This is a genomic window from Microbulbifer sp. HZ11 (genome assembly GCF_000708675.1).
GTDB lineage: Bacteria > Pseudomonadota > Gammaproteobacteria > Pseudomonadales > Cellvibrionaceae > Microbulbifer.
Genome location: NZ_JELR01000005.1, coordinates 67,234 through 86,628, shown reverse-complemented (window position 1 = coordinate 86,628; position 19,395 = coordinate 67,234). Strand labels below are relative to the sequence as shown.

8 protein-coding genes are annotated in these 19,395 nt (G+C 58.0%); 2 read left to right on the top strand and 6 right to left on the bottom strand.

The window, feature by feature from the left end:
* Positions 1 to 69: 69 nt before the first annotated feature.
* Both AU11_RS16115 and AU11_RS16110 read right to left on the bottom strand, forming a co-directional pair.
* Positions 70 to 5,727, bottom strand: a complete 5,658-nt coding sequence (locus AU11_RS16115; protein ID WP_043320674.1) for a PQQ-dependent sugar dehydrogenase — start codon at positions 5,725 to 5,727, stop codon at positions 70 to 72.
* Positions 5,728 to 6,145: 418 nt separating this feature from the next.
* A complete protein-coding gene (locus tag AU11_RS16110; RefSeq protein WP_231492076.1) occupies positions 6,146 to 7,900 on the bottom strand; it encodes an alpha-amylase family glycosyl hydrolase in 1,755 nt (584 codons plus the stop codon).
* 262 nt (positions 7,901 to 8,162) lie between these two features.
* Here AU11_RS16110 and AU11_RS16105 point away from each other — a divergent pair, with 262 nt between their 5' ends.
* Entirely contained in the window at positions 8,163 to 9,008 is an 846-nt protein-coding gene (locus AU11_RS16105; RefSeq protein WP_043320673.1) for a universal stress protein, read from the top strand.
* 59 nt (positions 9,009 to 9,067) lie between these two features.
* On the opposite strand, the gene AU11_RS16100 is transcribed toward AU11_RS16105, so the two are convergent.
* The 3 genes from AU11_RS16100 to glk all read right to left on the bottom strand — a co-directional run bounded on the left by AU11_RS16100 (position 9,068) and on the right by glk (position 14,644).
* The gene (locus AU11_RS16100) at positions 9,068 to 10,561 is read right to left on the bottom strand and encodes a tryptophan halogenase family protein (RefSeq protein ID WP_043320672.1); all 1,494 of its coding nucleotides are present in this window, start codon (positions 10,559 to 10,561) and stop codon (positions 9,068 to 9,070) included.
* A gap of 107 nt (positions 10,562 to 10,668) precedes the next feature.
* Complete coding sequence (locus tag AU11_RS16095; RefSeq protein WP_043320671.1) at positions 10,669 to 13,455, bottom strand: TonB-dependent receptor; 2,787 nt, start codon at positions 13,453 to 13,455, stop codon at positions 10,669 to 10,671.
* A 226-nt stretch (positions 13,456 to 13,681) separates the two neighbouring features.
* A complete protein-coding gene (gene glk / locus AU11_RS16090; protein WP_043320670.1) occupies positions 13,682 to 14,644 on the bottom strand; it encodes a glucokinase in 963 nt (320 codons plus the stop codon).
* Between the two features lie 580 nt (positions 14,645 to 15,224).
* Between glk and AU11_RS16085 the strand changes: the two genes are divergently transcribed.
* Positions 15,225 to 16,379: an AraC family transcriptional regulator gene (locus tag AU11_RS16085; RefSeq protein ID WP_043320669.1), complete on the top strand. Its 1,155-nt coding sequence runs from the start codon at positions 15,225 to 15,227 to the stop codon at positions 16,377 to 16,379.
* A 263-nt stretch (positions 16,380 to 16,642) separates the two neighbouring features.
* On the opposite strand, the gene AU11_RS16080 is transcribed toward AU11_RS16085, so the two are convergent.
* On the bottom strand, positions 16,643 to 19,192 hold the full coding sequence (locus tag AU11_RS16080; protein ID WP_043320668.1) for a glycoside hydrolase family 3 N-terminal domain-containing protein: 2,550 nt from the start codon (positions 19,190 to 19,192) through the stop codon (positions 16,643 to 16,645).
* Positions 19,193 to 19,395 lie beyond the last annotated feature (203 nt).

Below are 19,395 nucleotides of genomic sequence, written 5' to 3'. Positions count from 1 at the left end.
CGGAATGTATGTTTTATACATGAGCATTCCGAGCACCGCCGGTGGCTGCCAGGCGCACGCGCAGTAGCTTTAACGGCGCAAGGTGAAAGCGTCGGACAGAACCAGTGCCCGCAACATATCGCGCATGCCACCGCCATTGCGCAGGTCTTCACTGGTGGAGTGAATGATCACATCGTCACTGGCACCCTCTTCACGCCCAACCACATAGCGGTAGAACTGACGGGCAAAACACGCCTCGCCCTGGTCACTACCGGCAATCAGGCCCGCCAGTTCCGGCACCGAGTAGAAGTCGTAACTGGGGCTGGTCGGATCCATCACCGTCGCGGGGGTGTACAGACTCTTGATACTGCCGCTGTCGTCAATCTCGCGCTGTTCACCGGTACCGATGGTTTCGATGGTGCGATACAGGGCATCGCTGCCGAAGCGCTCAAAACCGAAGCCGACACCGTCGATAAACTGGTGGCAGGCGGCACAGGCCGGATCGGACGTGTGACGGGCAGTGGCTTCGCGGTTGCTGTCGGTATCTTCAAATACCACATTGAAGTCCGCAGCAGCAGGAGGCGGGAACTCCTGGCACATCAGCACTTCGCGCACGTACACGCCCCGCTTGATCGGCGCCGGGTTAACGGTGCTGGTACGGGAGGCGAGGAAGCTGCCGTGGCCGAGCAGACCGCTGCCACTGCGGGGATCGCCCGCGGGGAAGGTGCGCATGGCCCAGTCGCCGCCGCTCGCATCCAGGCCGTAATGCGCGGCGAGATCGCCGTTGGCCCAGGTGTAGTTGGCGGAGAGCAATTCGCCGAAGGCAGAATTCGAGCGAATGTTCTCCAGCACAAAGCCGACGGTTTCTTCCTTAAACGCCGCCACCAGATCGGTATCGGTGATTGCCGGGAAGGGATACTGGTTGTTGATCAGCCAGCCGCTGATAAAGCGGCGCAGACCGCGTTCTGCACGGGGGTCCGCCAGCAGGCGATCCACCTGTACGGCAATATCGAAGCCCGCTTCGGTGGCGGCCAGCAGTAGCGTGTCATCCGGTGTCGTGGCCCAGAAGGTGTAGGACAGCAGTGTTGCCACTTCGTAATTATCGAGCCGGTAGAGGCCGCTCTCGCTGTCCAGCACACCGAGCTCGGAACGATACATAAAGTGCGGTGACATCAGCATCGCCTGCAGCGCCAGGCGGCCGTCATCGTCGCTTTGGTAAAGTCCTGCGTAGCGGGTGATTTCCGCACTCTGCAGCGGTCGACGGAACAGGCGGAAGCCGAGGGTATCCACCACACACGGCACATCGCCACAACCACTCACCAGATTCATGAAACCGGCCTGCGCGATGGCGAGGTCCGCGACCTGCTCGGCCACCATTTCATACCCCAGGGTGCGGTCGTTGTCCGCGGAGAGGTAGGAAGCGGTGTCGAAATTGCGGTAGCGACCGTCGGCGGGTACCGAGCTCATCAGTGAACTGTCGAAGTCGATTGCGAAAATATCCCGCACGCTGTTGAGGTATTCCTCACGGGTGAGCAGGCGCAGGTTGCGCTGATCCAGATTGCTGCCATCGCAGTCGCTGCCACTGCAGCTGCCGCTGTCCCAGGCTTCGTCCACAATCAGCCTCGCCACTTCAAAGGCACAGGCACCGGCCTCGTCGCCGGTACAACTGGCGGCGGCGTCCATTGGCATAAAGTCTTCGATATATTGCGTCAGCTCGCCCAACTGCCAGTTGGCGCCACTGCCGGCCAGCGTCTGGGCAACCGCGCCCTGGCCCTGGTCACCGTGACAGTTTGCACACTGGGCCGCGTAAAAATTCTGCCCCGCCTCGTACTCGTTGGTTGCGCTGGGGAAGAGTGCCACCAGGGAAAGGTCGTGCTGTGGAATCAGCAGCTGCACCTGGGGCAGCGACGGGTCGCTGACGATATAGGGCGCAGCATCGCCGCTCCAACCGCCAAATACAGTGCCCAGTGGCGCATCGTCGGCGTTGACGCTGATCACGCTGCCGATGGCGTAATCGCGCCCGCCGTCCGCCGTGATGCCGCCGATCACGGAAACCCGCGATGTGTCGCCGCCAACAGGCCCTTCCGGCGTCCAGGGTTCCCAGGCGCCGCCGACAAAACTGGAAGACTCGCCGATGTTCCGCTGGTCACCGGTCTGCTGACCGTTGCCACTGTTGAACACCAGATTGACCTGGCCATTGTGCAGGTCCTGCTGATCCACCGAGTGGGTCCACCAGCCCTCGGTATCCGGTCCACTCATCAGCAGCCCCGGCCACTGCGTCAACCCCTGATCCTGACCATCCACAGTTACCCACAGATGCACGTAGACCTGTGCCCAGTTGTCGGGGTTGTCGTAGCGCAGGCGGATGCCGTCAAAACCCTCGGCGAGATTCAGCGACGCGGTAAATTCTCCGAGGTTCGCCTCCACGGTAACGGCACCGGCTCCGGTACGGGTTACCAGGCCGCTCTGGTCGATGGTGGCGGGTCCACTGGCCACCGACCAGCCGACCTGCCCGAAAATATTTTCCCGGGTGCCATCGGCACGAATGCCCACCGCAACCAGCTGGCGACTGCTTTCCAGAGACTGTCCCTGGGGCGCAATTTCCAGTCCGGTAATGGCGGTATCAATAGAGGTTACGGCAATGGTCAGCTGGCTGCTGAAACCGCCCTGCTGCACCGTGACACTGGTAGATCCGGTATTGCCGGCGCGCAGTACAAAGTGATCATCACCCACCGATTCCACTGCGAGCACATCGCTGTTACTGGAGCTTACGCTCGGCGCATTGGGTACCGGCGCGGTAAAACCGTTGTCGTAGAGAGAGTAAACCTGCACCGTCAGCGCATCGCCGCCATTCAGGCGATCGCTGTCCGCATCCAGCTGAATCCCCACCTGCTGCAGGCCGGCACCGTCGATCCAATCGCGAAACAGCGCTTCCGCCACCGGGTTTGTATAGCGGGTGCCTTTGGGCATACGGTTGTTATCGGTAGTCTGGTAGATGTACACCAGGCTGTTGGCATGGTCGAAGGGGCGCAAGCGGGCGGCGCCGCCGGTGGTTTCCACGTTCACGATACGCATGTCCGCGAGCGGGGTGTCGTAGCGCAGATCCATAAAGCCACTGGCATGACAGTGGGCGCAGTTGGTTTCAAGGTAAGTGCGCGCGCGCTCATCGAGATCGGCACTGGTATCCGCTGCATTCACGAAGGCGGCGTGGCTGTCGGCGCTACCGATATCTTCCGACAGCAGCGCGATGGTGTTGAACACATCCAGCTGATTGGCCACCGAGGTTTCGGTCTCACCATACTGGAATTCCCGATTGAATTGACGGGTGTGCACCGCCAGGGGCTCGCGACTGCCACTTCCGATATGGCAGGATCCGCAGTCGGCGGCTGACTGCACGGCCCGCTGGCGGTTTTCAATGCCGCCGTCCATCACTGTGAGGGTTTCGGTTACAAGGTCAGCGTCGGTGCCAGCGCTGTTCCAGTAATAGTTGGCCGCCTGCCACTTGCCCGTATCCTGCCGGAACAGAACGGACGTGGTAAACGGTTTGTGCGGATTCTCCGCGGTGGAAATACTCTGGTGTTTTACCAGTACGGTGCCGACCGGCAAATCCCATTTTCCGGTCTCAGCAAAGTTGATCTGCTGGTCGTTCGGTACCGCAATAAAATGCCGCAGTGCCGCCCCGTCGAACCACCCTTCACTATTCAAGGCATATTCAATAACGCCGCTTACCGGCTCCAGGGTTTCAAGATCTGCAAACAGGCCGGTCTCGGAGAGCTTCGCGGGGATGACCGCCGCTTCCGCATCGTCGTCCACGATCTTGTAAATGGTGGACTGACCGCCGTACTCCACACCGTAAGTGGAAACCAGCAGCGTATCGCCACTCAGGTCGGTACCGAAGGAGGCGATATTTTCCGGGAAGGCATCGCTGATCAGTTCTTTGGCTTCGCCATCCACGATGGACCAGATGCGCTTGGTGACGTAATCGCCAAACACAAAGTTTCCGCTCAGGCCCGGCAGAGCATTCCCGCGATAGACCACACCCCCGATGATCGAATAGCCGGTCGGGTGCGCGTAGCCATCCCGCGGCGGCTCGAAATCGGTACTGCAGTTTTTACCGGGGTCGCCACCGAGATCACCACGGTTGTTGGTGCCTTCACACACCGGCCAGCCGTAGTTTTTGCCTTTTTCGATCAGGTTTACTTCTTCAAATCCCGCCTGGCCGACTTCCGTTTCCCACAGGGTGTAGGGCGCTTCGGTATCGAAGCTCCAGCGCCACGGGTTGCGGTGGCCGTAAGACCAGATTTCTTCGCGGAAGCCGGGGACACCTACAAACGGGTTGTCCGCGGGAATTTCGTAGTATTTTCCATTAACCGCCTGCTCCAGCGGTTTGATACGGATAAAGGTACCCAGCAGGTTGTCGGTTTCCTGAGCACCGTTGTTGGTGCGCGGATCTTCCGGATAACTCATGGTAGCGCTGTGACCGTAGGCGCCGTCACCGATACTCAGGTACAGATAATTGTCTTCCGGGTGGAACTGCATCATTCCGCCCTTGTGATCCGGCCCGCGCTGGGGAACTCGCAGAATTTCCGTGCGCGAAGAAGCCAGCGCCTGAGACGGATCGTTTGGGTTGTCTAGGGTCCAGCGTTCGAGAATCGCATCACCGTAACTGCCATCCGGTGCGCGCTCATTATCATCGGTGCCGTGAATGTAATAGATGTAGATATGACCGTTGCTGGCATAGCCAGGGTCAAAGGCCATGCTCAGCAGTCCCTGCTCGTGGTAGTTGCGCACCTCGCCGTTGATATTCAGCAGCTCGCGAATTTCACCGGGCGCCACATCTTCGCGATTGGGGAATACGAAAATGGTGCCGGTTTTGTCCACCACATACAGCAGGTCATTGATGCCGTCCGGAATCACCATCACCGGAGACATAAACTGCCCCTGCAGATTCGGATAGGCGATCTCAAATCGGTAATTGCCGCCAGAGACATTGCCGGTAATCGGAAAGTTCAGTGGCTGCACCAGCAACGGGCGGGTGCTCGGCGGCAGGTCATCACCAGGCTCCTCATCCAGTCCGCAGGCCGCCGCCGGCTGCCATTGGTTGCCGATATAACAGGGGTCTCCGCTGTACTGCAGGTCAGCGGATTGCGCTCCGCCATTGTCATTGAAAATGACATTGAGCGAGTCCGGCATTTCACCGTTGTTCAAATGCGCAGAGAAGTCGTAGCAGTAATGCGCACCGGATTCGCTCATCGCTGCGCCGGGCCAACCGGGCAGGTTATTCACGCTGCCGCCGGGTGCCGGATTCCAGAAATAGATTTGAGGACTGGTATAGTTCTGCGCGTTATCAAAGCAGAGACTGGTTGATGTCCCGGCGGGCGGAGGTTCGACGACTTCTGAAACGGTGATTGCCTTACTGACATCATCAAACGTGATTCGGTAGCGGCCACTGACCACCTGGTAGTCCGCCCCGGGATAGGCCTCATTCCAGTTCTGATAGTGGCTGATTTTGAAGCGGGGGTTGTCGCCGGCAAAAGTCTGTTCCGTCACCCAGACACCGGCAGCGGCATCGTAGGTCATCGCCGTTGTACCCCAGTCGTTGGGAGTACCGCGGAACCAGGCCTCGGACCAGGTTTGCGCACCGGCGCCGAGCGGCAGGGCGAGCAGACACGCCAACGCGACACAAGCGCGCAGGCAAACGGCAGCAACGGAGTGTGGCACTCCGGCTTTCACAGGGGCAGAAATCATCGCTATGCTCCGGGCGTTATTTTTATCCGGAAGTCCGTCCCGCTTTTTTGCGGGCGGCTTTTATTATTTATCCGCAGGTGCGCTCTTATATTTATCGGCAGAAGGCTACTCAGCGGGCTTGTGCTGAAACCGCATTTGCACAGGATCAAATTACTCCCTTACAGGGGGATTACCTCCTCCTCCCCCGGGGCGTAGTACTTCCGGATGCCAAAATGTTGATGCCTTCCACATTTTTCTAAGCAAGCTGTGATCTCAAAATCCGACAGACAAAAAAAAGCCGATATCAGAATTCCTGATATCGGCAAGCCTTTCGACGAGAAAGAGAAGTTGCGGGTCTTAGCTGACCCCAAAAACGCAAGGGATCCCGCATACGCGGGAATGACAAGGTGCCCGATTCAATCGAAACCGTATGGCGCTGTTAGCGCGCACTAATCTCGGTGGATTCCGCCGCGCCCAGAAGCAAGGTGTCGAACTCGGTATCAAACCTGAGGGAACCGTTTTTCACGCGAGCCTCGGCACCGGAATAGTAGTCTTTTACCAGGGTTCCCTCTGCAAAGACCTTGCCTGCGTCCACCGTTTTTTCACCGGCCGGCATCTCCAGTGCCACCATGACACTGTCGTCATCCAGGGTCCGGGAGAAAATATAGGGTGCTTCACTCAGCTGCTGATGCACCCCGGCACCTACCGCCAGATGGGACTGGCGGAACTGGCCGAGTTTCTGCCAGTGACGGAGAATTTCGCTGGTTTTGGCCTGTTGGATACTGCTCCAGTCCATGGGCACGCGCATGGAAGCATCACCGTACGCCTGTTCATCAATCATCGGGCGGGCAATTTCATCGCCGTAGTAAATCTGTGCAGCGCCAGGCGCAAGCATCAGTTTCAGCGCGGCACTCTTCACCTGTTTGCGCTCGCGGTCGAAGGAGTGGTGGTCATCGTGAGAACCGAGGTAGTTCAATACCGATACACCTGACAGCTCGCCACCATGCAGAATACTGGAGTATTCGCTGAAGATACTTTCCATATCCTGCGCGGCGTGCGCAGCAAAGCCCATATTGATCAGGCTATCGAAACCGTAGTTGAAAAAATCTACCTTGCGGTCACCAAAGTCATAGAAGCGGCCATCGCTGCTGGCGAAATCCTTCACGCCGTAGTGGTACACCTCACCCACCATAAAGAAGTCGCGATCATCCAGCTTTTCGTCAGGGTTGTTCGCTTTCCACTCGTCCAGCGCGAGGCTGGCTTCCTTTTTCAGAATCGCCCAGATTTCCGGCTCGACGTGTTTTACGGTATCGACACGGAAGCCGTCCACCCCATATTCACGCACCCAGTCGGTCAGCCATTTGACGATGTAGTACTTGGGCGCGCGCGGATATCCGGTACGCTCGAAGAAGGCGTCCAGCTCGGCCACTTCCTGTTCGAGACGCCCTTCCCGCTGCCACTTTTCGGTGAGCTGCGGCGGCAGTGCTACCGGAGTTTCGCTCTCGGTGAGAATATCCGGCAGGTTATCAGTGAGTGCGCACTGTACGTTCTGGGCAAAGCTGCTCCAGTCACACTGGGGATTGGTGCGTACCCAATCCGACGGCCACAGGGGGTCAACGCTTGTGACCGGGCCGGTGTGATTGATGATGACATCCAGCAGAATGCGTACACCCTTGCTGCGAGCAACCCGGATCAGTTCCGCCAGCTCTTCCTCGGTGCCAAAATTCGCATCCACGTTGGTCCAATCTTTGGGCCAGTAGCCATGGAAAGCGTAGGTGCGCTTGTCCCCTTCATCGTAACCGTGCACGTTTTCGATCACCGGTGACATCCAGATGGCGTCAACACCCAGATCGGTAAAATAACCCTCTTCCAGTTTCTGGATCACACCGCGCAGATCGCCGCCATGGAAACCGCGCAGATGGGCCGCGTCATCTTTGCGACCGTAAGACAGGTCATTGTCCGGGTTGCCGTTGTGGAAACGGTCCGGAAGCATGAAGTAGATGGTGGCGTTGTTCCAGAAGGGGTCCACGGTACCCTGCTTGACCTCGGTCAAGACAGGGGCGGTCTGTGGAGCGGAAGATACCGCGGCTTCCGCTGCGGTTGCCGCGGTTGAACTGGCGCCCTCGTCGGAACAGGCGCTCATGGTCAACGCCGCGGTGGAAATCAGCGCGGCCAGTGCGTTCATTTTTCTCATTATCTTCTCTGCGTCGTTATCGAACGGTCATCACTGCAGCCTAATGTACCCGCCTCACCCCGGGTTTCATCCTCCCGGGGTGGGGCGTAGATGAAAAGAACAGCGGCCGGTGATAGGCTTGACTACCCGTTCGCGGGGCCGCCCATATGCCCTCACAAGCCCATGTCAGGGCGCCAATAACAAAGGGCGGAGCGTCTGCGTCGGAGAAGATTGCGCAGAGAGAGAACTTAGGGAAACAGATTTCTAATTTGAAGGAGTGATCATGCAGGAAAAACCTGTTGTATTCGTAGTCGTGGACCCCAACGATGACCGCCATGTCGCCCTGGAGCGAGCCCTAGCCACCGCCCGTGAGCGCAATCCGCAGCCGAAGCTGGCGGTGTTCGTGGCCGTGGACGGCGAAGCGGTGGATACCCGTGCAGTGAATGACCACCTGTTCCGCGACGAATTCTGGTTCCGCGACCAGATCCGCAAGCCCATTGAGGACGCCGGTGTGGAGTTCGAGATCAACGTCTGCTGGTCCAGTGACTGGCAGGGGGCGATCATTCAGGAATCCAAGCGCTATAACGCGGAAATGATCTACCTGCCGGTGCACGCCCGCACCAGCAGCCGGCGCTTTACCTTCGCCGAATCCAAGTGGCAGGTGCTCAAGCACGCCAAGTGCCCGGTGGTACTGATTCGCCCGGGCGCGAAGGACCGCCGCAAAGTGGTACTGGCCACGGTCAACTACCAGGCTCAAACCAACCAGCAGCGCCAGCTCAACCGCCAGATTACCGAGCGCGCCAACTATATCGCCGAGGTGTACGGTGCGGAGCTGCACCTAGTAAATGCCTACCTGGATTCCATGCTTTACCCGGATCGCGGCGCGCTGGCCAAGCTGGCAGAGAAAACCGGCGTCCCCACCGACCGCATCCACGTAAAACAGGGCTACACCAACGAAGTGGTCGCCGAGATCGCCAAGGAGATCGACGCAGACGTGGTGGTGATGGGCACCCTGAACCAGTACGGCGAAACCGGCTCACTGCTGCGCGGCAATACCGCGGAGCGGGTGATCGGCTCGGTGGAAACCGATGTGATGGTGTGTAACGCGTTTACCACTACGGCACACTGACATACCCAGCCCCGCGCGAGTTCGCGGGGCTTCCCTCAGATCTTTTTATATTTGCAGGCTTACGCTTGCTGAGCCAGATAACGTTCATGTTCCGGCATATTACCCACCGCTCCCTGAAAAATTGTCTTGAGGCTCTGCATAAATTCCGCTAGCTGTACTTCCGATAAGCCATCAGCATTGGGGTGATAATCCTGTGGCCACACTTCCTGCCCAAGCAATACCTGCTGCCAGGCAACCTCCGTAAACAAGTCATCGAAGTCGCGAAACAACTTACCGGTCGCACGAAATAGCTCTATTTTTTCCTGTAGGCTCTCCGGAACGGCCATTTCCTCGCAACTTTTCCAGAAATCGCTATCACGACGCTGATTTGCCTTGTAGTGCAGAATTATGAAATCGCGAATGCGCTCCATTTCTACCCGCGACTGGCGATTGAACTCGGCGATCTCTTCATCGCGAATACCGCGATGGGGAAAGCATTTGATCAGTCGTGTCGCCGCCGACTGCACCAGGTGTATTGATGTACTCTCAAGTGGCTCGAGAAAACCGCTTGCGAGTCCCAGGCTCACCACATTTTTACACCACTGCTCCCGGCGGTGCCCGGTTTTGAACGGAATGGTCCGCGGCTCCGCCAGTGGTTCCCCTGGCAAATTTGCCAGCAGTACCTCCCGCGCTTGCTCATCACTCCAATGATCACCGGAAAAGACAAGCCCATTTCCGGTACGGTGCTGCAGCGGTATCTGCCACTGCCAGCCGCAGGCATGGGCAATGGAACGAGTGTAGGGCACGATGCGTTGCGCCGATTGACTCGGTACCGCCATGGCGCGGTTGCAGGGCAACCATTTGCTCCAAGGCTCATACTCGACCCCCATAACCTTTTCGATCAGCAGAGCCGCGAACCCTGAGCAGTCAACAAATAGATCGCCGTTAACCTGAGCACCATTTTCCAGCTGCAAGGCCTCAATAAAGCCGCTTTCACTATTTCTCAGAACATCACTGACCTTTCCTTCAATGCGCTCTACCCCATTCGTCTCACAATACCGACGCAGGAATTTCGCATAGAGCCCCGCATCGAAGTGATACGCGTAGGAAACCCCTGGAAGGTTTGTGTTAGGTATTTTCGCCAGCGGGGCAAACCGGTTCTGTAATGCCGCCTGATAGTTCAGGGAGTAATCCCACAGAGAAGAGGTATCGCCCTGGGAGCGCGCGCGAAGCCAGTAATTATAGAAGTCGCAAAAAGGAAAATCCTTTCCAATACTCCCAAAGGCGTGCATATAGCTCGCGCCTCGCCGGGACCAGTTTTCGAACTGAATTCCAAGCTTGACTGTCCCTTTGGTTGCCCGAAGAAACTCCCGCTCGTCTAGGCCCAGAGCGCGATTGAAACTCTGAATAGGTGGGATGGTCGCTTCTCCAACCCCAACTGTGCCGATCTGGTCCGACTCCACCAGTACAATATCCAGCGTATTGCGCATGCTGCGCGCCAGTAACGCTGCCGTCATCCAACCGGCGGTACCGCCGCCGAGAATAACGAGTCTTTTTATTATTTTCTGATTCACGGCTTATTCCGAAAGCTTTGCTTGATTGAATGACCGCCTTCCCTGCTACAAATAAAAAAGCCCCTGCAATCAAAATTACAGGGGCTTTCGAGACAACTCAATGACGCTTACAGCTCGTAGCTGAAGCCCAGCAGGTAGGTCTTACCATAGCTCTGGTAGTCACGTACCTGGAGGGCGTTGTCACCGCTCAGCGTGGTGAACGGCTCATCCGTCAGGTTCTGACCCTGCAGGAATACGGACAGACCGTCGAGGCCGCTGATGTTGGACTCGGAGAAATCATAGCCGATCTGTGCGTCGACAATGGTTTCGCCCACCACATCTACCTGCACGCTGTCGAAGCCAACACCGTAAACTTCGCCTTTAAAGTCATCACGCTTACGCATGCTGACACGCGCAGACAATCCGCGATTGTCGTAGTAAGCGGTCATGGTCTGAATACTTTCAGACAGGCCGGGCAGTTCGTATTCGTTTCCGTTGGGATCTTTCACATCGGACGACAGGCCGGTGTGGCTCGCCAGCAAACCAAAACCGTCCAGGCTCTCGTGGAACATATTGAACGGCAGAGTCGCTGCCAGCTCGTAGCCCTGCAGAGTACCGCCACCGCCATTGATCATGCCGTAGGCAGTCGCGGTGGAGTTCTCAGGAATCTCGCCGGTAGCTGGGTCGGCAACGCCTGAGAAATCGACTTCGTAGTTACCGTCGAAGTGCCATTGCTTCAGATCTTTCCAGAACACCGCAACAGAGAAGTAGCCCTCTTCGCTGAAGTAGTTTTCGTAGGACAGGTCTACACCCACCGCTTCCTTCGGCTCCAGGAGCGGGTTACCACCACTGATGCTCCAGTTGTTGCCATTGGCATCCGGGGTCTGGTTGTAACTTACTTCCACAGACGCATTCATCTGATCCATGCGTGCGCGGGAGATGGTTTTCGCTGCACCGAAGCGCAGAGTCTGGGAATCGGTCAGTTCCAGAGCCAGGTTCAGGCTAGGCAGAAAGTGTCCGTAGTCGTGGCTGAGGTCCGTGGCTTCTGCAACAACCCGGCCGTCGATCACCTGGCCACCGAATCCTTCGGACTGCTGTTCGGTGTAAACGTAGCGGGCTCCCAGATTACCGGTCAGCGCGAGGCCAGCCACTTCGCTTTCAAAGTTCGCCTGGGCAAACGCGGAAGTTACGGTTTCGGCAACACTGTAGGACTTGGTCAGATGCTGAATGCCAGTGAGGGATTCGTCGGTCAGGTCGTAGTAACCGTCACGCAGCATAGCCGCCGCATCATAGGCAATCATGTCACCCATACCGATGAAGTCGAGGGAAGCGCTGCCCAGACGATACTCTTCCGGCACAATCAGAGTACTGTTTTCAGTGGTGCCATCGAAGTTTGCCAGGGTCATGTAGTAACCCTCGGAGCGCTTCACCTTCTCACGGTCGCGGTAAGATACACCGTAGGAGATTTCATTGACCGGTCCCAGCTCCACCAGCTGGGTGGCAGCCAGTTTCAACTGAGTCAGCTCATCGTCGATTTCCGGGGCGTTGAGGAAGCCATCCTGAGCAGCGTTTTCGTAATCAGTGCCCGCCAGGTTGTACTTGTCGTTCAGCGCCGCGCTCCAGCCCCAGGTCAGCGGACCACCGAGCTGAATCAGATTAAAGTCGCTGTAATCCAGCTCGTGGGTAAACTGGGCGCCGGTGTTACCGGGGCGGAAGGTATAGCCCAGGTTATCCGCAACACCTTCGCTGTCGCCACGGCCGGTACCGGAATAGCTTTCAAAGCTCCAGATCTCGCGTTCAACCTTGGAGTGGCTCGCATCAAATTCAAGCTGGATGGTGTCGGTGAAATCGTACTTGGTGTTAACACCAAAAGAGTTCATTTCTGCCTTGCGGGATTCCAGGTCGTTACGCACCACAACCCGCTGGCCATCCGTATTAGCGCTGGTCAGGAAGCCGGAAGCCGGGTCCGCATCGGCGAAATCGGCAGACAGGCTGCCCTGCCCCCAGGCAAACGGAATTTCAATACCGCGCAGAATGCGCTCATCTTCGAAGTCAACGTAAAGTGCGTCGAAAGTAGTGTGCAGTTTTTCATTCGGCTGCAGCTCAACAACCAGCATGGCGCTGTCGCGATCGAGAACCGAGGAGCGCACAAAAGGCTTGGCTCCGCCGAGGATGGAGTAGTTCTCACCATCGACTTCGAACTCCGGGTAACCCCAGGAATTCCAGCGCTCTTCCTGACTGGGAGAGCTCATGGTGTTATAGGCGAAAGCCACACCAACGGTGTCATCGGCGAACTGATCGATATAGGAGAAGGTTGCGCGCTGACCCTGGTCTTCACCGTCCGGGTTCAGCTTCCCAAAGCTGGTCTGCTCCATTTGCGCATTGAACTGGATGGTACGCTCACCGCGCTCCAGAGGTTTGACGGTCTGCATGTCGATGACACCGGCAATGCCTTCCGCTTCGAGGCTTGCTTGCGGGGTCTTGTAGACGGTCACACCGGCCATGATTTCAGAGGGATACAGGTCAAACTCCACACCGCGGTTGTCGCCGATGGATACCTGCTCGCGGCCATTGAAGGTGGTCGCGCTTTCGTTTTCACCAAATCCACGGATGGATACCTTGCTGGCGCGGCCATCCAGGCGCTGGGCCGCCAGGCCCGGCAGGCGGGAAAGAGATTCGGCAATAGAGGAATCCGGCAGTTTGCCGATGTCTTCCGCAGAGATTGCCTCGACTACGCCCTTGGCATCGCGTTTGGTGCCGATGGAATCCTGCAGACTTTTGCGGAAACCGGTAACGGTGATTTCTTCCAGGCTGGTGCTGGCTTCTTCCTGGGCGAATACGCCTACGGAGGTCACGGACGCGGCAATGGCTGCAGACAGCAGTGCCGGCCGGAATCGTTTGTTCGTCAGACTCATCATCTTCTCCCTTGGACTTATCGTTATGGTGAGTAATGCCATCCTAGGCTTACCCGAAGTCCTTATCCTCCACCCCCATGGGGGGAGGAGAGGGGAGAAGCTGGGGGCGGCGGAGGAGTAGAGGGATGGGAGGGCCGACCCAGGTCACCATCAGGTGCAAGATTATACAGACTGAATAAAATTTGTTCAGCAGCAATCGATAGGGGAGCGGAGGAGAACCCGGCGGTCAGCGCTCCAGCCAGGCAGCGGCCCCGACCAGCGCCGGATAGCCGGCCTTGAGAACCTCAACCCGCACCCCCTGCAGCCAGTCACCGAGACGCCCCTTGGTGGTAAAGCGCTGTTCAAACTCACTTTCCGGCAGTAGGGACTCGATCCGCGGCAGCACGCCGCCGCCGAGGAACACTCCCCCACGAGCCACATAATAGAGGGCGGCATCTCCTGCGGCACTGCCAAGGAAATTGAGGAAATCGATCAGGGTTTCCCGGCACAGGGGGTCGGAGCCATCCAGGCCGCGTCCACTCACATCCGGGGGGGTCAACTCTTCGGCCTGGCGGCCGTGCAGGGCCGCAACCGCTCGGTACAGATTCACCAGGCCGCCACCGCTGAGCACATACTCGTTGTACACAGGCATCTGCTCGCGGGCCAGGATGCGCAGCAGCTCCAGTTCGCGCTCACTACCCGCCGACAGGTTCGCGTGACCGCCCTCTCCGGGCACAACCCGGTACTTGCCCGCTTCACTGACCAGCGCGGCCACACCGAGACCGGTGCCGGGGCCGAGAACCACCATGGGGCCACCGGTTTGCGCCGGTACGTCGCGCAGGGCCCATTTGTCTTCTTCCTGCAGACGCGGCAGGGACAGGGCCAGTGCCGCAAAGTCGTTCACCACCAGTGCACGGTCGAGGGAGAAGCGTCGGCACAGCTCTTCGGCGCGAATGTCCCAGCCCAGGTTGGTCATGGTGACTCGGCCACCCTCGGGAGTCTTTTCCACCGGGCCAGCTACCGCGACGCAGGCCTCGGTGGGCCGCGCCTGCTCCAGGCTTTCGAGCCACTGGTTCATGGCGGTGTAGAAATCGTCAAATTTGGCGCAGTTCACCACGTGAATGGCTTCCAGCCGATAGCCGCCCTGATAGGGATGGGCGATGGCGAAGCGGGCATTGGTGCCGCCGATGTCCGCAACGATTCTGGTCATGACGCTTTCCTTAATAGGTTCCGAAAATAGGTTCCGAAATAGATTCCGAGTAGTTTCCCAGGCTGGATAGGTTCCCTGGACAGGGCTTACCGCCGCAAAAAAGGCGCTATAAGGTAATGATTTGCCAACAAAAACTCCACCCCTCGCGAGCGTGGGAGAGGGAAATATGGGGGGATGAGGCGCCTGCAACAACCGATTGCGGCTGTCAGCGCGAGACAGGTATCCATTAAGCTGGAAAAAGTCCGGCAGGTGTCCCTGCCGGTCCTGCCAAAATCGGTAGGTCGACGAGAATTGCCCTTCATGGGGAGAAGAGAGATGAGTCGGGCACCAGTCCGGCCTTTGGCCGCCACCGGGAACCCGATATCGGCAGTCTCTCTAACCACCGCCGCCACGTCGCCCCACTTTGAACAGATCCGCAAACTGGACTGTGTCACTTTGCACAAAACCGCAAACCGGGATGGTCGCAACCGGTGATCACCGCGGTCTGCGCTCCTCCCCTGTGGGGAATTCTCATATACTGCTCCCGATAAAACCCATAAAAATATAACAACAACGACTAGAACTCTCCGGCGATGACTCAATGAAACAATACATCTTCAATATCCACGACGTGGTCCTGTTGATGACCGCAGCCGAGTGCCTGCTTCTTGCGGTATTCCAGTCTATTCTGCCCACCCGTGCCCGCCACGACGGCCGACTGCTGACCGCTTTCCTGCTGATCATCGCCATCGCGTCCGGCTGTACCCTGCTGCTGTGGAACGATCAGTTCACCGTAACGCCGTGGCTTGAGCAAACGGCACTACCGTACCTGTTATTTGCAACACTATTGCTGAAAGGTCCGGCGATTTACCTGTATGTCTGCTCGCTGACGCGACAGAAGCTGAGCTTCACGCCGAAAATGGCGATACACCTTGCACCAACAGTAGTGGTACTGCTGTGCATCGCGCTGTTCGGCATATCCAGCAGTGATCTGCGCAATGCGCACAATCTGGAACAGGCACTACCCGGTACGTTTATCGAGCTGATCTGGGATCTGGCATCTCTAATCCCGTTCGTCTATGCGGTAGCGGCGCTGCTGCAACTGCGCCGCTACCGCCACGCACTGAAAGACGAGTACTCACATATTTCCGAAGTGGAATTGCACTGGCTGTCCGCACTGGTATGGGGAGTGTGTATCGCCTGGGCCTGGACCATGGCGGTACACGTGGTGGCGAAATTTTCCAGCGAAATTGTCGCGGACTATATGGGTATTGCAGACAACTATCTGTCGTTCATCCTGATCAATGCGTTTTTCGCCTATAGCCTGACCTACGCGCACCAGCTGCTGGTCACGCAACCCAAGGAGGAAACGCCAGAGGCAAATGCAGAGGAGGAACCCTCTGAGCCCGCCATCGAGAAGGTCCGCAACGCGATGGAAATCGACAAAATATTTCTCAAGAAAAACCTGAACCTGGAACAGTTTTCCGAGCGTATTGATCTGCCGGCTAAAGATGTATCAGCGGTGATCAATAAACATTTTGGAACCAATTTTTTTGAGTTCGTAAACAGCTACCGGGTAGAAGCGGCCAAGGCCCTGCTGGCAAACCCGGAAAAGGCCGATATGACGGTGCTGGATGTACTGCTGGAGTCTGGCTTTAACAGCAAGTCGGCTTTCCACCGCTTTTTCAGTCGCCTTGTGGGCATGTCCCCCACCGAGTTTCGGAAGCAGGCGCTTGCCGCCCGCACCCCCTCCTGACCTTCTGCTACCTGACTGCCTGCGGTGCCGCCCCTCGGGGCGGTATCTCCGTATCCCTGCCCGCCGCCTTTGCCATTTTCCGTGAACATTGAGATCGGCCCGCCTCTATATTCCCACACAAGGCTAACGGGATCCGCAGAGTGATCAATAGAAGTTATCGGGGAGGGAGACCGTGAAGGAAGGGGCGGCGATTGCTTGCGCACCGCCCCAATCCGGTCGCCGGAATGGGAAAAATGGCGACCGGGGTAAGTGGCAGGGTGCGATTACCCGCAGTGGATATCCGCACTGGCCTGGGATGCGACACGCACATTGTGCACGGTCATATCCAGCGCGCCTGCGGTGCGCACATAAAATGGCGAAAGCACCATGTCCATTTTCGCACCGCCGTTGGCGAGGCACTGAAGGTCAACGCTGATGGTGCGCCATTCACCCGGTGTCGCACTGTTCAGGACATCCGTAATCGACTGTTCCGCGCCGCAGTCCTGACCACAGAATACGCCGAGATTGACCGCACTGCTGGGTGCGCCGTCGACTTTCACATCAAACACCAGCGCGCCCTGATTCTCCAGATAGCCCGTGAGATCGGTACGGCTGTTAGCAAAGAACCCGGCTACCGCATTGCCCTCACCGGTCCACTGCAGACGGCGACTGTCTTCCTGCACGTTGCGATCGACGGACTGCACGCTGATTCCCTGTAATTTCGACACACTGCTGGCGATCACCGTCTGATTATTTCCGGCATCGGTTACCTGCAGGCTCCAGGGATCCAGTGCGCGGCCATTGAATACCGCCAGAGCCTCATTGCCATGGGAAAGCTCCAGTCCGCTCTCCTCCGATAGCGCGGCAAGCTGCACGGATTGGCCGTAGTCGAGGCCGTAACCGTATTTAAATTGCGCCAGTGCTTCGTTTTCCCCGCGGTTGCGCACCGTAGGCAGCGCACTATCGGGCCAGGAGAAGGTCAGCTGGCCTTTAAAATCGTGATTCACTTCGCCCTTGCCATCCCGAAGAATGACGTCGGCAACACCGGCACCTTCCGTGCCCGGCTGCCAGATCACAACAAACGCATCGGACGCATTGATCTCGGGGTTTACCCACAGTGGACGACCGGTAATAAACAGCGACACGACCGGAATACCCTGTGCCTTCAACCGCTGTATCAACGCCAGATCCGCGTCCCCGGGGTAATCCAGGTTCGACACGTCGCCCTGCATCTCCGCATAGGGGTCTTCACCGAAGACCACGATAGCGACGTCCGGCTTTTCCGTATAGTGGCCATCGACGGCGAGCTCCGCGACACCACCGGCACTCGCTACCGCCTCGGCAATGCCTCCAAAAATAGAGGTAGCGCCGGGAAAATCGCTGTTCTCGTTGCCGGTCCCCTGCCAGGTGATACTCCAGCCACCAGCCTGTTTACCGATATTATCGGCTCCGTCACCGGCAACCAGAATCCGCTGGCTTCTCTGCAGGGGCAGCAGCCCGTCGTTGTTCTTCAGCAGTACCAGAGACTCGCGCACTGTCTGGCGGGCAATGGCCCGGTGCGCCGGCGCACCGATCAGGGATTCATCCGCGGCGTAGGCCCGGGTGGATGGAGCACCGGCATCAAACAGGCCGGCTCGCAGCTTTACCCGCAAAATCCGCCGTACCGCATCGTTCAGGCGTTGAGCCGAGATTTCCCCACTCTTGGCCTGTGCCACGGTGTTGGCATACAGCGTTTTCCAGCTGGGGTCCGGCGCCATAAACATGTCCAGACCGGCATTCACCGCCTGTGGACAACTTACATTGGAACACCCATTTACAAACTGGTGCCCGGCCCAGTCACCCACCACAAAGCCGTCGAAACCCAGGCGTTCTTTCAGCACATCAGTGAGCAGGTATTTATGGCCGTGTAGCTTTTCCCCATTCCAGCTGCTGAAGGATGCCATCACGGTCTGCACACCGGATTCGATGGCGGAAAAGTAGCCCTGGGCGTGGATTTCGATAAGCTCCGCTTCGGACATGATGGCATCACCACGGTCGATGCCATTTTCCGTACCACCGTCGGCGATAAAGTGTTTCGCCGTACTCACTACCCGCTTGGGCGCAAACAGCTCATCGCTACCGGGCCTGCCCTGCAGGCCCTCCACCAGCCGCCCACTGTAGCTGCGCACGATCTGCGGGTCTTCTGAATAGGACTCATAGCTACGCCCCCAGCGGTCATCCCGGGTGACCGCCAGTGTGGGCGCAAAGACCCAGTCTATTCCGGTAGCCGAGACTTCCGCTGCGGTAACCGCTCCAACCTGGCGCATCAACTCGGGGTTTTGCGTGGCGCCCAGACCGATGTTGTGAGGAAACAGCGTCGCACCAATGACATTGTTGTGGCCGTGTACCGCATCGGTGCCCCAGATAATCGGGATGGCGACACCGCCGTCACTGGTATCCATGGAGGCCGCGTAAAAGGCATCCGCCAGTGCCACCCAATCGGCCACGCTCGCGTGTTTGTCATTATTCGGGAAGGCGCCGCCGCCATTGAGAATAGAGCCCAGGTGGTAAGCTCGGGCCTCTTCCGGGGTTACATTTTTGATCTCCGCCTGGATCATCTGCCCGACTTTCTCCTCCACCGACATCCGGCTCAGAAGGTTGTCGATTCTCGCTTCGATAGCCGGGTCTTTGGGAATACCCGAGGTGAGTGACGGCCAGACGGCGGCCTGTGCATCCCCATATTTCTCCCCGGTTTTTGCCGCCCCTGCCTCGGTCAATTTCTGCTCACCGCAGCCCGAGAGCACTGCCCCGGCCACCAGTGCGGAGATGACCCCCAGCAAAATTCGCTTTTTCATCACCGTGCTACTCCTATTCCCAGGTTCCCACTTGTTTTTGTTGTGCCATCTTTGACGTATGCACCGGGCAGCCTTACTTACAGGCAGGAGCACCCGGTTATTCCAGGCTTCTTTGTACGGAATCCCGGGAAAGGGATCGTCCCACTTCCCCAAACCATCACAAAATGGAGCTGACCACCTTTCCACTCTGTACGGTTCGGGAA

Excerpts from the sequence above, each read along its gene's own strand:
- AU11_RS16080 (WP_043320668.1), bottom strand. The coding sequence starts at position 19,192 with ATGAAAAAGCGAATTTTGCTGGGGGTCATCTCCGCACTGGTGGCCGGG.
- glk (WP_043320670.1), bottom strand. The coding sequence starts at position 14,644 with ATGACCAGAATCGTTGCGGACATCGGCGGCACCAATGCCCGCTTCGCC.
- AU11_RS16115 (WP_043320674.1), bottom strand. The coding sequence starts at position 5,727 with ATGATTTCTGCCCCTGTGAAAGCCGGAGTGCCACACTCCGTTGCTGCC.
- AU11_RS16095 (WP_043320671.1), bottom strand. The coding sequence starts at position 13,455 with ATGAGTCTGACGAACAAACGATTCCGGCCGGCACTGCTGTCTGCAGCC.
- AU11_RS16085 (WP_043320669.1), top strand. The coding sequence starts at position 15,225 with ATGAAACAATACATCTTCAATATCCACGACGTGGTCCTGTTGATGACC.
- AU11_RS16110 (WP_231492076.1), bottom strand. The coding sequence starts at position 7,900 with ATGAGAAAAATGAACGCACTGGCCGCGCTGATTTCCACCGCGGCGTTG.
- AU11_RS16105 (WP_043320673.1), top strand. The coding sequence starts at position 8,163 with ATGCAGGAAAAACCTGTTGTATTCGTAGTCGTGGACCCCAACGATGAC.